Origin of the sequence: Sphingomonas sp. VDB2 (assembly GCF_047946695.1) — a bacterium.
GTDB lineage: Bacteria > Pseudomonadota > Alphaproteobacteria > Sphingomonadales > Sphingomonadaceae > Sphingobium > Sphingobium bisphenolicum.
This window is the reverse complement of the sequence record NZ_CP159615.1, coordinates 2,735,183-2,749,649: the sequence shown is the minus strand read 5'-3', so window position 1 is coordinate 2,749,649 and position 14,467 is coordinate 2,735,183. Positions and strand designations below refer to the sequence as shown.

At 60.2% G+C, this 14,467-nt stretch carries 15 protein-coding genes and 1 other annotated feature; of the genes, 11 read left to right on the top strand and 4 right to left on the bottom strand.

The features are described from left to right. The first annotated feature begins 5 nt into the window (after positions 1-5). The 9 genes from ABT375_RS13710 (at position 6) to ABT375_RS13670 (ending at position 10,376) form a co-directional block, all read left to right on the top strand. Positions 6-434 carry an ectoine synthase gene (locus ABT375_RS13710; RefSeq protein ID WP_416462967.1) on the top strand — a complete coding sequence of 143 codons (429 nt, stop codon included), beginning with the start codon at positions 6-8 and terminating at the stop codon, positions 432-434. A gap of 30 nt (positions 435-464) precedes the next feature. Beyond that, positions 465-1,385: an ectoine hydroxylase gene (gene thpD, locus ABT375_RS13705; RefSeq protein ID WP_416462966.1), complete on the top strand. Its 921-nt coding sequence runs from the start codon at positions 465-467 to the stop codon at positions 1,383-1,385. After that, entirely contained in the window at positions 1,382-2,824 is a 1,443-nt protein-coding gene (locus ABT375_RS13700; RefSeq protein WP_416462965.1) for an aspartate kinase, read from the top strand. The genes thpD and ABT375_RS13700 overlap by 4 nt, the downstream gene beginning before the upstream one ends. Before the next feature lie 21 nt (positions 2,825-2,845). Beyond that, on the top strand, positions 2,846-4,081 hold the full coding sequence (locus tag ABT375_RS13695; RefSeq protein WP_416462964.1) for an MFS transporter: 1,236 nt from the start codon (positions 2,846-2,848) through the stop codon (positions 4,079-4,081). After that, complete coding sequence (locus ABT375_RS13690; protein WP_416462963.1) at positions 4,078-5,409, top strand: MFS transporter; 1,332 nt, start codon at positions 4,078-4,080, stop codon at positions 5,407-5,409. Before ABT375_RS13695 ends, ABT375_RS13690 begins: the two co-directional genes overlap by 4 nt. Then, positions 5,406-6,659, top strand: coding sequence for a mechanosensitive ion channel family protein (locus ABT375_RS13685; RefSeq protein WP_416462962.1), 1,254 nt, complete (start codon positions 5,406-5,408; stop codon positions 6,657-6,659). Before ABT375_RS13690 ends, ABT375_RS13685 begins: the two co-directional genes overlap by 4 nt. A gap of 179 nt (positions 6,660-6,838) precedes the next feature. Continuing rightward, positions 6,839-6,894: a sequence feature (sul1 is cis-regulatory element that is thought to sense ions involved in sulfur or methionine metabolism; They are found in Alphaproteobacteria), on the top strand. A gap of 71 nt (positions 6,895-6,965) precedes the next feature. Then, positions 6,966-8,447 (top strand): SulP family inorganic anion transporter, encoded by a 1,482-nt coding sequence (locus ABT375_RS13680; RefSeq protein WP_416464903.1) that lies wholly within the window; start codon positions 6,966-6,968, stop codon positions 8,445-8,447. Between the two features lie 287 nt (positions 8,448-8,734). After that, positions 8,735-9,070, top strand: coding sequence for a helix-turn-helix transcriptional regulator (locus ABT375_RS13675; RefSeq protein ID WP_416462961.1), 336 nt, complete (start codon positions 8,735-8,737; stop codon positions 9,068-9,070). A gap of 43 nt (positions 9,071-9,113) precedes the next feature. Beyond that, positions 9,114-10,376, top strand: coding sequence for a type II toxin-antitoxin system HipA family toxin (locus ABT375_RS13670; protein WP_416462960.1), 1,263 nt, complete (start codon positions 9,114-9,116; stop codon positions 10,374-10,376). Positions 10,377-10,449: 73 nt separating this feature from the next. Here the strand turns inward: ABT375_RS13670 and msrB (ABT375_RS13665) are convergent, their stop codons facing one another. Next, the gene (gene msrB / locus ABT375_RS13665) at positions 10,450-10,959 is read right to left on the bottom strand and encodes a peptide-methionine (R)-S-oxide reductase MsrB (RefSeq protein ID WP_416462959.1); all 510 of its coding nucleotides are present in this window, start codon (positions 10,957-10,959) and stop codon (positions 10,450-10,452) included. 110 nt (positions 10,960-11,069) lie between these two features. Here msrB (ABT375_RS13665) and msrA point away from each other — a divergent pair, with 110 nt between their 5' ends. Together msrA and ABT375_RS13655 are read left to right on the top strand one after the other, a co-directional pair. Beyond that, complete coding sequence (gene msrA, locus ABT375_RS13660) at positions 11,070-11,738, top strand: peptide-methionine (S)-S-oxide reductase MsrA (protein ID WP_416462958.1); 669 nt, start codon at positions 11,070-11,072, stop codon at positions 11,736-11,738. A 77-nt stretch (positions 11,739-11,815) separates the two neighbouring features. Continuing rightward, positions 11,816-12,337: a DUF1993 domain-containing protein gene (locus tag ABT375_RS13655; RefSeq protein WP_416462957.1), complete on the top strand. Its 522-nt coding sequence runs from the start codon at positions 11,816-11,818 to the stop codon at positions 12,335-12,337. Positions 12,338-12,352: 15 nt separating this feature from the next. On the opposite strand, the gene msrB (ABT375_RS13650) is transcribed toward ABT375_RS13655, so the two are convergent. The 3 genes from msrB (ABT375_RS13650) to ABT375_RS13640 are packed head-to-tail and all read right to left on the bottom strand — an operon-like array spanning position 12,353 to position 14,443. Next, complete coding sequence (msrB, locus tag ABT375_RS13650) at positions 12,353-12,808, bottom strand: peptide-methionine (R)-S-oxide reductase MsrB (protein ID WP_336973768.1); 456 nt, start codon at positions 12,806-12,808, stop codon at positions 12,353-12,355. 58 nt (positions 12,809-12,866) lie between these two features. After that, positions 12,867-13,628 (bottom strand): molybdopterin-binding protein, encoded by a 762-nt coding sequence (locus ABT375_RS13645; protein ID WP_416462956.1) that lies wholly within the window; start codon positions 13,626-13,628, stop codon positions 12,867-12,869. Continuing rightward, positions 13,625-14,443 (bottom strand): cytochrome b/b6 domain-containing protein, encoded by an 819-nt coding sequence (locus ABT375_RS13640; protein WP_416462955.1) that lies wholly within the window; start codon positions 14,441-14,443, stop codon positions 13,625-13,627. Before ABT375_RS13640 ends, ABT375_RS13645 begins: the two co-directional genes overlap by 4 nt. Positions 14,444-14,467: the final 24 nt, after the last annotated feature.

The window sequence follows — 14,467 nt, the reverse complement described above, 5'->3', positions numbered from 1 at the left end:
GACCGATGATCGTTCGCAAATTGCAGGATATCCGCACGTCCGACCGCAATGTGAAGTCCAAGGGCTGGGAAAGTGCCCGCCTTCTGCTGAAAGACGACGATATGGGCTTTTCCTTCCACGTCACCAAAATGTACGCTGGCGAGGAATTGCACATGCATTATCAGAACCATCTGGAGGCGGTGCTGGTGCTCAAGGGCACAGGTACGATCGAGGATCTGGGCACTGGTGTGACCCATCGGCTGGCGCCGGGCGTCATGTATGCGCTCAATGCCCACGACCAGCATATCGTGCGCCCCGAAACAGAGATATTGTGCGCCTGCGCCTTCAATCCGCCGGTCAGCGGGCGCGAAGTGCATGACGAGAATGGCGCCTATCCCGCCGACACATCCAGCGCCGACACTGGTGCCACGCGCGAACCAGCGCTGACCGACTAAATTCCCCGAACAAGCAAAGGGGCATGTCCCTTGAAAGATCTCTACCCATCCCGCCACACACAGGTGGCGGCGTTTTCGCCGCGCCTCGACCCCGTCGTCCATAGCGACTGGAGCGAAGATGCCCCCATTACCCGCAGCCAGGCCGAACAGTTCGACCGCGACGGCTATCTGGTGCTGGAGGATATGTTCTCTGACGCCGAGGTCGCTTTCCTCCAGCGGGAGGGCGGCGCGTTGCTGAGCGATCCCGATGTACTGGAAACGGAAACGGTGGTCACCGAACCGGGAAGCAAGGAAGTCCGCTCCATTTTCCGTATTCATGCCCAAAGTCAGGTGATCGATCGGTTGGCTTCCGACATGCGGTTGGCCGGGGTTGCCCGTTTCCTGCTGGGCGACGACGTCTACCTGCATCAATCGCGGCTCAACTATAAACCCGGTTTCCAGGGCAAGGAATTTTACTGGCACAGCGATTTCGAAACCTGGCATGTCGAAGACGGGATGCCGCGCATGCGGGCCTTGTCCATGTCGGTACTGCTGGCAGAGAACACCCCGCATAACGGCCCGCTGATGCTGATCCCCGGATCGCACCGCCAGTTCTTGACCTGCGTCGGCGAAACGCCGCACGATCATTACCGCCAGTCGCTGAAGAAGCAGGAATATGGCGTCCCGGACGAAGACAGCCTTGCTGAACTGGCACATAAATTCGGGATCGTCGCACCGACTGGCAAGCCCGGATCGGTGGTGGTCTTCGATTGCAACATCATGCATGGGTCCAACGGCAACATCACGCCGTTCCCACGCGCCAACGCTTTCCTGGTCTATAACGCCGTGTCGAACCGCCTGACTGCGCCCTTCGGCGTCGACACACCGCGCCCCGCCTTCATCGCCGCGCGCGGCGAGCCGGAAGCAATCACGCCTGTTACCGGACCATTGATGGCGCAGGTGCCGGCATGAGCAATATCCATAGCGTCGAGAAAATCGGCGGCACGTCCATGGCCGCCACCACTACCCTTTTCGACAATGTGCTGATCGGCGGGCGCAAGGATGCGGACCTCTATAACCGCATCTTCGTGGTATCTGCCTATGCCGGCATGACCGATCTGCTGCTGGAGCATAAGAAAAGCGGCGAGCCGGGCGTTTATGCGCGCTTCGTTGCGGATGAAAATATCCAAGGCTGGCGCCAGGCAATGGAAAGGGTGCGTCGCGCCATGCAGGATCGCAACGCGGCCATGTTCGTGCGCACCGACCGGCTGGCGGAGGCGAACATCTTTGTCGATATACGGATCGACGCCGTCGCCGCTTGCCTGGACGATCTGGCCCGGCTGCGCAGCCATGGCCGTTTCTGCGTGAAGGAACAGCTGATGACGGTGCGCGAACTGCTCGCCGGCCTTGGCGAAGCGCACAGCGCCCATTCGACGGCGCTGTTGTTGCGCGAACGCGGCGTCAACGCGCAGTTCGTGGACCTGACTCTGTGGGACCAGCAGGACATGCGCGAATTGGACGAGCGGATAAGCGAAGCCTTTGCGCCGATCAACCTGGCCACCACCCTCCCCATCGTCACCGGCTATGCCGGGTGTAGTGAGGGCATGGTGCGCCGCTATGCGCGCGGTTATTCCGAAATGACCTTCTCGCGCGTCGCTGTACTGACCGGCGCGCGCGAAGCGATCATCCACAAGGAATTTCACCTGTCGAGCGCTGACCCGCGACTGGTCGGCAAGCATAAGGCGCGCAAGATCGGCCGCACCAATTATGATGTGGCGGACCAGTTGGCGAATCTGGGTATGGAGGCGATCCATCCGGGCGCAGGCCGTGGGCTGCGCCAGACGGATATCCCGCTGCGCGTGCGCAACACCTTCGACCGGGAGGATAGCGGGACGCTCATTTGTAGCGCCTATGTCTCCGACACGCCCCGCGTCGAAATCGTGACCGGGGTGCGCCATGCGCAGGCGCTGCAATTTTTCGAGCAGGATATGGTCGGAGTGAAGGGTTATGACGCCGCCATTCTGGAAGCGCTGACCCGACATGGCGCCTGGATCGTCAGCAAAGCGTCCAACGCCAACACCATCACCCATTATCTGTCGGCGGATGCCGCGACGGTGAAACGCGTGATCGCCGACCTTCAGGCGCGCTATCCCGACGCTGCCATTTCCGCCCAGCCGGTGGCGATCGTATCGGTGATCGGCAGCGACATATCGCGACCGGGGCTGATGACCGATGCGTTGCAGGCTCTGGCCACCGCGCATGTGCCGATCGTCGCAATGCAGCACCAGATCCGCAATGTCGATGTCCAGTTCATGGTGGGCGTCGACCATTATGACAATGCGGTTAGCGCCCTGCATCGCGCGCTGGTCGAGCATGACGCAAGCGAAGCGGAGGATCGGCGCGCGGCTTGATCCGCGCCCCGTCCGATATCGATGTTCGCCGCAATCCATCCCGTCCGCAGCCTGCTGCTCGCCATCTTCATGTTGATGGCGGGCAGCGGCTTCCTGTCCACACTGATTGGCCTTCGGCTGGAGCGGGCCGGGGCCGGCACCATGGCGATCGGCGCCGTCGCCACCGCCTATTTCGGCGGGTTGGTGGTGGGCGCTTTGCGCGCTGGCGGTATCGTGCGGCAGGTCGGGCATATCCGCGCCTTCGCGGCTTTCGTATCGCTATTGTCGGCCAGTACGCTCGCTTACGCCCTGCTCCATTATCCGCTCTTCTGGACGATGCTGCGGCTGATCGACGGCGTCTGCGTCGCGGGCGTGTTCATCTGTCTGGAAAGCTGGCTGAATGATCGGGCCGAGGCGGAGACGCGCGGCAGCGTGCTGGCCGCCTATATGGTCGCGCTCTATTCTGGGCAGGCGGTCGGGCAATTGCTGCTCGCCGCGAGCGGCGCGCTACCGGCCGTGCCGTTCCAACTGGCCTCCATCCTCATCTCCCTGGCGATCATTCCCCTTTGCCTGACCTGCAGCGCCGCACCAGCACCGGTCGAGGCGCAGGCCTTTTCGATCCGCGCCCTCTATGCCGCATCACCGCTCGGCACCTTCGGCGCAGTCACGACCGGGCTGATGCTGGGCGCTTTCTACGGCATGGCGGCTGTCCATGTGCGGCGGCTGGGGCTGGATCTGGGCGCGACTGCCAGTTTCATGATGATCGTGATCCTAGGCGGCGTGGCGCTGCAATGGCCGCTAGGTCGCCTGTCCGACCGGCTCGATCGGCGGCGCGTGATCGTGGGCTGCTTCGCCGCCACCATGGTCGTTTGCCTGATGCTGGCGATGCTGGTTTCCACCGGCCCATGGCTTCTGGCCCTGGGCGCGCTGTTCGGCGGTCTCAGCTTCGCGCTCTATCCGCTGTGTGTCGCGCATTGCAACGACCGGCTGCTCGCTAACGAGCGGGTGGCGGCGAGCGGGCGACTGGTGCTGCTCTATTCGGTTGGCGCCGCAATCGGCCCGCTGGGCGCGGCCATGCTGATGAGCGTCGCACCGGGCGGCGGTCTTTTCCTCTTCATTGCCCTGTGCGCAGGCGCAACGCTTGCGTTCGGCCTGTGGCGCCAAACCGCCACGCCGTCCGTGCCAGCGCCCGACCAGCAGGATTTTCAGATCGTTCCGCGCACGACGCCGATGGCGTCCCTGCTCGATCCCAATACCGCAGATGGACATATGTCATGACCACCTCCACACCTATCCATTCGCCACCCCAGGACAGGGTCGATGACGCCACGCTACGCCGGGCCATCGCCGCCTCTGCGCTGGGCAATGCGACCGAATGGTTCGACTATGGCATCTATGCCTATGGCGTCACCTATATTTCGGCCGCGCTATTTCCCGGCGACGTCGATGATGCCGTGCTGTTCGCGCTGGCGACCTTCGCCATTTCCTTCCTTGTGCGGCCATTGGGCGGACTGTTCTGGGGGCCGCTAGGCGATCGGTTAGGGCGCAAATCGGTGCTGGCGCTGACTATCTTGCTGATGTCCGGCGCAACGCTGGCGGTCGGCCTCATCCCGTCCTACGCGCAGATCGGTTGGGGCGCCCCTGCGCTGCTGATCGCGCTGCGCATGGTGCAGGGCTTTTCCACCGGCGGCGAATATGGCGGCGCGGCAACCTTCATGGCCGAATATGCGCCCGACGACCGGCGCGGCTTCTATGGCAGTTTTCTGGAGTTTGGCACGTTGGCGGGCTTTTCCTTTGGTGCGGTGCTGATGCTTGGCTTCTCGCTGTTGCTGGGGGACGCGGCAATGCATGACTGGGGCTGGCGCATCCCATTCCTGGTCGCAGCGCCCATGGGCCTTGTCGGCATGTATCTGCGATCGAGGATGGAGGACACGCCAGTCTTTCGCGAACAGGCCGTCGAAGGCAGCGGATCGCCTCCGCTCAGAAGGTTGATGCGCGACCATTGGCGGCCAATGCTGGTCGTGAGTGGGTTGGTCGTGGCGCTCAACGTCGTCAACTATACGCTGCTCAGCTACATGCCGACCTATTTGCAGCGGCGCATCGGCCTCTCGCCGGACGAAGCGCTGGTCGTGCCGATCATCGGCATGGTCTTCATGATGGTCTTCCTGCCGTTCGCGGGCCATCTGTCGGATCGGATCGGGCGCAAACCGATGTGGCGCCTGTCGCTGATCGGGCTTCTGCTGGGTATATTGCCGCTCTACATGGTCATGGCGACAGGGTTCGTCGGCGCGATCATAGGCTTCGCGTTGCTCGGACTGCTTTATGTGCCGCAACTGGCCACGATTTCCGCGACCTTCCCCGCGCTGTTCCCGACGCCTGTTCGGTTCGCAGGCTTCGCGATTGCCTATAATATGTCAACGTCGCTGTTCGGTGGCACCGCGCCAGCGATCGGCAGCGGTCTGATCAGCGCCACCGGCAACGACCTGATGCCGGCTTTCTACATGATGATGGCCTGCATCGTGGGCCTTGTCGCGCTCCGCTTCATGCCCGAAACGGCTGGGCGTTCGCTGCATGAAAATGTCTTCGCCGATCGGACGGGCACATGACATGGATGACTGACAATATGATGGCTGTCGTGACCGGCGGCCATTTCGATCAACCCTGGTTGCAGGCGATGTTAGCGATCATGCTCCTGATCGCGATCGCCTGGATAGCGAACTGGGTCGCAAAACGCCTTGTCTCCACATTGGTCGTCAAGCTGCTGGAGCGTCGGCCTTTCGCCTTGGAAGCCCAGCATCTGGGGTCGATTGTCGCCCGGCTTTCGAACATCGTGCCGGCGCTGATCATCCAGGTGGGGATCGAGAGTGTCCCGCACCTTCCCGGTTGGATCGCTCTTTTCATCCGCAGCCTGTGCGCAGCCTTCATCATCCTGACCATCGCGATCGTGCTCAGCGGCGGGCTTGGTCTGATGAACGATCTGTATCAGCGGCGCCCCGATGCCGCCAACCGACCGATCAAAGGCTATGTCCAGGTCGGCAAGCTGATCATCTACGCCGCGGCGACCATATTGGGGATCGCGGCGCTGATGAACCAGTCCCCGTTGCTGTTATTGTCGGGGCTTGGCGCGATGGCGGCTGTCCTGATGCTGGTGTTCAAGGACACCATATTATCCCTGGTGGCATCGGTTCAGATCGGCTCTAACGATATGGTCCGCGTGGGCGACTGGATCGAAATGCCGCAACTCGACGCCAATGGCGATGTGATCGATATCGCCCTGCATACGGTCAAGATCCAGAATTTCGACAAGACCATCACGACCATTCCGACCTACCGCCTGATCACGGAAAGCTTTCGCAACTGGCGCGGGATGCAGGAATCTGGTGGTCGGCGGATCATGCGATCCCTGGCCATCGACCAGAATAGCATTCGGTTTCTGGACGGCGAGGAACTGGCGGACCTGTCCCGCTTCGGCCTGTTGCGTGAGCATCTTGAAGCAAAGCGGGATGATCTCGATCGATGGAACAGGAAACATGCTCATGATCAGGTACTCGATAGCCGTCGGCTGACCAACATCGGCACCTTTCGGACCTATATCCTTGCCTACCTCAAGGCACGGCCGGATATCGCGGTGGACAAGACCTTGCTGGTACGCCAACTTGCGCCGACGGAAGATGGATTGCCGCTGGAAATCTACGCCTTCGCTTCCACAGTCATATGGGCGGAATATGAAGATATTCAGGCCGATATCTTTGATCACCTCGTTGCCATCATGCCAGAATTCGGACTGCGGTTGTTCCAGCGCCCTGCGGGTTCGGATCTGCAACTTGCAACGGACCGACAACTAGGCCCGAGCTGACCTAAATCAGCCGCTCGGCGATCAATCCTTGTTTTCCGGACTCTGACCGCCCGGCTTTCCATGTCTTGTTCGCAAAACAGCCTACCCTGACATAAGCTGCTCCCTAGCAATCATAAGCGGCTTGAACCAACGCGCCATGTTGCACTGTGACAAATTTCCGGCTAGTGGGGCGGCAATCGCATGGACCCGGTGCAATTCCGGGTGGCTATTCCGGCCGCCGATCCGCCGGACAACGCACTTCGCACCCTAATATCATGCCGCTATTCAACGGCGGCGCAGCTGCGATTTTTGCGGAATAATCCATTTATGAACATCACGTCCTTAGCTCGGTATCGTGCTGAATGGCTCAACGATACCATCGGCACTCGTCGCGATGTGTTGGCCGGCATGGTCGGCACTTTCGCGCTCATTCCGGAGGTGATCGCCTTTTCCTTCGTCGCTGGCATTGATCCTGAGGTCGGCCTTTTCGCGTCCTTTATAATCGGAATCGTCATAGCTTTTGCAGGCGGTCGACCGGCAATGATCTCCGGCGCCGCTGGCTCGGTCGCGCTCGTCGTGGCAGCTTTGGTTCATAGCCACGGCCTTCAATATCTGCTTGCCGCAACCCTCTTGGCCGGCATCCTTCAGATCGCCTTTGGACTGCTTAAGCTCGACGTCCTCCTGCGTTTTGTATCGCGCTCCGTCCGAACGGGTTTCGTAAATGCCCTCGCTATCCTCATTTTTTCTGCGCAGGTTCCGCAAATGCTGGGTGTCACGTGGCACACCTATGCGATGATCGCTGGCGGTCTTGGAATAATCTATCTGTTGCCTTGTCTGACGACGGCCATCCCTTCCCCCCTTATCTGCATCGTGGTTCTGACGTTGATCAGCGTCGCCTACCCAATGCCCATCCATATTGTTGCTGATTTGGGCCGTTTGCCCACGTCACTTCCATCTTTCCATATTCCCGACCTTCCGCTCAATCTTGAAGCGTTCCGGATTGTCGCCCCTTATGCTTGCGCGATGGCCGCCGTCGGCTTGCTTGAATCAATGATGACCGCGAGCGTGGTTGATGAACTCACGGACACGACCAGTTCGAAGGCACGGGAATGTACGGGTCTGGGCCTCGCCAATGTTGCTGCCGGCCTTTTCGGGGGCATCGCGGGTTGCGGTATGATCGGGCAAACCGTTGGCAATGTTAGGTATGGCGGCCGAGGACGGCTTTCGACCCTCGTCGCTGGCGTTTTCCTGCTGGTCGTCATGGTTCCGCTGCGTCCATGGATCGCTCAAGTACCAGTCGCGGCGCTCGTCGCGATCATGATCATGGTTTCCATCAGCACATTCTCCTGGGGATCGCTATCTGACCTTGCACGACATCCGAAGGTATCCGGCGTGGTTATGTTGGCCACGGTGGCGGTGACTGTCGCCACGCACGACCTGTCCGCAGGCGTTGCCGTTGGCGTGCTGCTCAGTGGCGTGTTCTTCGCCTTCAAGGTGACAAAATTGATGCACGTCGAGGAGGAACTCGATCCGCGAACCAGTACGAGAACATACACCGTGTCTGGTCAAATTTTCTTCGCCAGCGCAGAGATTTTTGCTGACCAATTTGATCTGCGCGATACGGCGCAAAAGGTCCGGATCGACCTCACGGCGGCCCATCTCTGGGATGTTACGGCAGTCGGCGCGTTGGAAGATGTCGTTACGAAGATGCGCCGACACGGTATGAGCGTGGAATTGATCGGTCTTAACCAAGCCAGTGCGATCCTAGTCGACCGGCACGCGCCGCTCGTCCGAGAGGCTACAGCCTAATGGTGCGCCTATGCCTATGATGTCGTTAGGGTCAGGAAGGTGACCGGCACAATTCCGTTACAAGCCCCGTACTGCTGTGGTGCAATATCATGCCTCCTGACCTGGCGAGGCCACCGCTTTTCCGGGTCAACATCAACCAGATTCAACTGACCGACATAACAGTCACGAATGGCTTTTATGCCCGACCTCGCGGTCATTCTATTGATTGTTAATTCCCTGCGTGATATTGACCGTTATGGCGGTCTTCAAGCTAATTAATGACCGCTATAACAAGCATTGAGGCCAATATGAAGGCGCATACCCGCGCATATTCTCGCGTGACGCGCGAAGCACTGACCATGATGGGTGGACTCATTCGTCTTGGGCGCAAACAGCGCAAGATGTCGGAAACTGACCTTTCAGCCCGGATCGGCATCGCGCGCAGCACGCTACAGCTCATCGAGAAGGGTCATCCCAAAGTAGAAATCGGGCTGGTATTTGAGGCCGCGACTCTAGTGGGCGTGCCGTTATTCGTTGACGAACCTTCGCGGCTCGCTCCCGAGATTTCGAGGGTCAACGACAAGCTGGCAATCCTCCCGCAGGCGGTGCGGCGTCCGCGCTCGGAGGTGAAAGATGACTTCTGATCGCCCTCGGCCTGTGACCGCAGTTGCCGCTCAAGGTCCAATCATGCCAGCCACCGAAGCATTCGTGTGGATATGGCTACCGGGGGCGCTTGAACCCATCATCGCCGGGCGGATCGAATTGAACGGAGATATTTATACCTTCAACTATGGTCGTTCTTATCTTGAACGTGCCGACGCTATGCCGATCTATGCGCCGGAGTTGCCTCTCCAGCGTGGCAGGATCATCCCGCAAGCCCCGCTGGATATGGCCGGCTGCTTGCGAGACGGCGCTCCGGACGCATGGGGGCGTCGAGTCATCATCAATCGCCTGACCGGCCTTCGCAGCAACGCAGCGCACAATGTCGAGTTCGACGAACTGACCTACATGCTCAATTCGGGCTCCGACCGCATTGGCGCGCTCGATTTCCAGACGTCAGCCGATCGGTATCAGCCTCGTGAGCAGGACAATGCGGCGCTCGAGGAACTGCTGGAAGCGGCCGAACGGGTTGAGAGGGGCGAGCCCATCCCCCAGACTCTCGACAAGGCGCTGTTCCATGGGAGTTCCATCGGCGGCGCACGTCCCAAAGCCTTGATCCAGAACGGCGAGGACAAGTTCATCGCCAAATTCTCGGCGACAAACGATACCATGGCCGTCGTGAAGGCCGAGTTTGTTGCCATGCGCCTGGCGGCAGAGGTAGGGCTGGACGTCGCGCCAGTCCGCCTGGCGAGGGCAAGTGGCAAGGACGTCCTGCTCGTTCGCCGCTTCGACCGCGAATGGAACGGTACTGGCTGGACACGCCGCGCAATGGTCTCTGCCCTGACCATGTTCGGGCTGGGGGAAATGCAGGCACGCTATGCCAGCTATGTCGATCTGGCCGAAATGGTGCGCACGCGTTTCACCGATCCGCAAGCAACGCTGCGCGAACTGTTCGGGCGGCTGGTCTTCAACGTTCTGACGGGCAACACCGATGACCATGCCCGCAACCATGCCGCTTTCTGGGATGGCGCCAACCTCACGCTGACAAAGGCATACGACATATGCCCGCAGCCACGTAACGGCCGGGAGGCCAATCAGGCGATGCTGGTGAATGGCGAGGATAAGCGTAGCCTTGTGGAAAGCTGCCGATTGTCGGCGTCAAACTTCCTGTTGAGTGACCGGGATGCCCGCGATCTGATCAACCATCAGGTCACTTCGATCACCCAAATATGGGGCGACATTTGCGACGAAGCCGAGTTGAGTAGGGTAGATCGCGGATATCTATGGCGACGCCAGTTCCTCAATGACTATGCTTTCGAAGGCTATGCCGATGGCGCGCCGCAGCTTTGAGCGCGGGTTGCGGCAGACATGGAAAAGCCAATATCCGTAAAAGCCGGTATCCGCGCAAGCGCATGGGCCACGATCAACTACTTATAAAGCGTAACGCGACCCCGTTCATGCAGTAGCGCAGCCCGGTTGGCTTGGGCCCGTCCTTGAAGACGTGGCCCAGATGTCCAGCGCAGCGCGCACAATGCACCTCCGTCCGCGTCATCAAGAGATTGTGATCGGTCTCCGTCGCAACTGCGCGCGGCAGGTGGTCGTAAAAGCTCGGCCATCCGGTTCCACTATCGAACTTGGTAGCGGATGCAAAAAGCGGCAGCGCGCAGCCGGCACAGACGAACCGGCCCTTGCGATGCTCGTCGTTGAGCGGACTCGAATAGGGACGTTCGGTACCGGCCTGGCGCAACACGGTGTAGGCCTGCGGCGACAGGCGTTTTCGCCATTCGGCGTCGGTGAAATTGAACATGGCCGTTGTCGCAGCGCTTGCGGGCGATGATCCTGTATCTACCAGGCACCATGCGACGGCGCCAAGCGCGGCGGTGCTGCACAGGGCAAGAAAATGACGGCGGTCGGAAGCGGAGAGCTGTGTCATATCGTAAATACGCGCCAGCCCCGCGATCGGTTACAGAACTTGCCGTCACGGCGTGTAACCAGCCGACCGCGTCAACCGTATAGATGGAAAGAACCTAAGGAGTATCGATCATGCCCCGCTTTACGCCCTTCGCCGCTGCGCTTCTTGCTGGAGGTGCTCTGCTCGCCGCGATGAGTCCCGGGCTTGCGACCGAGCAGGTCGTTATGGCGCCGGCCGCTGCTGTGACCGAACCGGCCACCGGCCTCAAGGAAACTGCGATATTCGCCGGTGGCTGCTTCTGGGGTGTCGAGGGCGTCTTCTCCCATGTGAAGGGCGTGATCAGCGCGACGTCGGGCTATGCCGGCGGCAAGGCGTCGACGGCGGATTATGAAATGGTCTCGTCCGGAACGACGGGACATGCTGAATCGGTCCGGGTGGTCTTCGATCCCGATCAGGTGAACTATGCCGATCTCTTGCGTATCTATTTTTCCGTCGTGGCCGATCCCACTCTGGTTAATCGGCAAGGACCAGATACAGGCACGCAATATCGTTCTGCCCTGTTCCCGACGACCCCCGCGCAGCAGAAGGTCGCGCGCGCCTATATCGACCAGTTGACCGCCGCGCATGTCTACAGCCGACCGATCGCGACGCGGATCGAGAACGGTCAGGCCTTCTTTCCGGCCGAGGCCTATCATCAGGATTTCATGGCCCGCAACCCGACCTATCCCTATATCGTCCATAACGATCGACCCAAGGTCGAGGCGCTCAAGCGCTTGTTTCCCAAAAACTGGAAAGCGTAAGGCGAGGATAGCTCAAGCATGAGACTGGTCGAAAGCGCGCCCAGTCGCTACTCATGCCGAAAATATGGGAGCTAGACATGGCGTTCACCCTCTATGCGGCGACGATTCCGTCCTATTTGCAGATACTCAGTTCCGTCGAACGCCTCGTCGGCAAGGCAGAAGCCTATTGCGCTGCAAATAACTTGTTGCCCGACGCACTGATCGACGCCCGGCTGGCTCCTGACATGCAGCCCTTCGCCTACCAGGTGAAATCGACGGCGGTGCATTCGATCGGTGCGATCGAGGGGGTGCGAAGGGGCAGCTTCTCGCCCGACATCGCCCCACCGCCGGCAAGCTTCGACGCACTTCGTAATCGGGTAGCCGAGACTATCGCCAGCCTGAAAGGGATGGATCCCGATGAGGTGGAAAGTTTCATAGGCCGCGATATGCGCTTCACCTTCGGCGATAATCATATCGATTTTCTGGCGGAAGATTTCCTCCTCTCCTTCTCCCAGCCCAATTTCTATTTTCACGCGACGACGGCGTATGACATCCTGCGGATGAAGGGGCTGGAGATCGGCAAACGCGACTTCAACGGGCGAGTGCGCAAGAAGCTCTGACGGACAAGCGCCATCTCATGGACAGGATATATCCTCTACTTGCGGCAGATAGGCACCATAGTCCTGCGCCTCCATATCGTCGCGGTGGACGAAGCGCAGCGAGGCCGAGTTGATGCAATAGCGCAGGCCGCCCCGGTCCCGCGGACCATCGGTGAAGACATGACCCAAATGACTGTCGCCATGAGCGGACCTTACCTCGGTACGGACCATGCCGAGCGAGCCGTCCTTCAGTTCAGCGACATTGGCCGGTTCGATCGGCTTGGTGAAACTCGGCCAACCGCAACCCGACTCATATTTATCGGACGAGGCAAAAAGGGGCTCGCCTGAGACGATATCGACATAGATGCCCGGCTCCTTGTGCTTCTCATATTTGCCTGTGCCGGGTCGTTCGGTGCCGCTTTGCTGCGTGACGCGATGTTGTTCGGGCGTTAGCGCGGCGATAGCTTCATCGGTCTTGCGATAGTCTGCCATGATATACCTCCATCGGATGCTATATATGGTGTGCCGGAAAGGCCTTCGCTACCTTGGCCTAAATTCCGGCATACCATTGATAGTCGGCCGAATCCTCCCAATAGCCGCCCTTGCCCGAACCGACTTTGGCGAGGTCGTCGACCAACTCGACCCGCATGACATATTTCGCCTGCTTGTAGCCGAGCTGCCGCTCGACGCGCAGGCGGAGTGGTGCCCCATGACCGACACTTAATAATTCGTCGTTCATCCCCCAGGCTAGAATCGTCTGTGGATGATAGACATCGATCAGGTCGATACTCTCATAATAGGGTTCACCATCGAAATCGTCCGCACAATGGAAGACGGCGTAACGCGCTGCCGGCAAGGGACCAGCCCCGTCCATCAGCAGCTTTAGCGGCAACCCGGTCCATTTGCCGATCGCGCTCCAGCCCTCGACACAATCATGGCGGGTGATCTGGGTCCGCGTCGGCATGGCCCGAATTTGCGCGAGCGATAGAGCCAGCGGGCGTCGCACAAGGCCATCGACGACAAGCCGCCAGTCGACAAAGCGCTGCGCCGCATGGGCCTGGTACGCCTCACTTGTCGGCATGCTGTTGCCGTTCACGCGAAAACTGGGGGACATGTCGGACGGCGAAAATTCGCGCGCTAGCGCATGTCGATCGGTCACGAGTCGCTGTGTCCGACGGGTTAGTCCTTCGCCCACGCCCAGGACTTGCCTGACCGTCGGCGACGCAACGATCCGATCGCAACCCGCCAGCAGCAGACTGCCAGCCCCAACACCGATCGATCCGATCAGCTTGCGCCGTGTCAGGATCGTCATCGCGCTTTCTCCCGAGGCAATCGGTACCAACCGGTGATCATCAAGCGCAGTTCGTTCACCGGGCCGGCGAGCACGACCATCATAAGATGGACGATGATGAAGGCGACGAGCAGGCTGGCGCAGATGAAGTGGACCGAGCGCGCCGACTGGCGCCCGCCGAACAGATCGAGCATCCACGGCCAGGCGGCATTCATGCCGGGCGACATGGTAAGGCCGGTCAGTACCATTGTCGGCAGCAACCCGAAGATCACGCCGACATAGCTGAGTTTCTGGAGAATATTATAGCGCCGCGCTGCCTCGCCCCTGGGGAAACGCAGACGGGCATGGTTCTTGACGTCCTGCCAGATGTGCCGTGGGCGCAGTTCCTGCCCTGTAGGGGCGAGGTCGCGCTGGACGTGGCGACTCGCCAGACCCCAGATCCAGAATAAGAGACCGGGAACGACAAGCAGCCACGCGGAGGCAAAATGCCACCGGCGAGCAGCCGCCAGATCATAGCTCGACGGGATCGTGACCAGCGCGGGAAAAGCCAATTCATTGTCACCGGAAATGCCGAGCACGCCGGTGGTAGGGATGGTCACTCCACCAATCTTGAGAAATCCTGCTCCCTCGTTGGCGCCGATCACCAGCCAGGGGAGGTCCTGGTTCGCTCCATATTGCCCCCAGTAGAGCATGGGATGGGCGTTGAAGATCATCAGGCCGCTCATCAGCATGACAATGACGCTAAAGGCGTTGAGCCAATGCCACAGGCGGACCGGTCGCCGCTGCCGGTAGATGAGATCGCTGCCCTCTGGCACGGAACGATCGGGATCGGACATGGCCGGTATCCTGCGTTGTAGGAC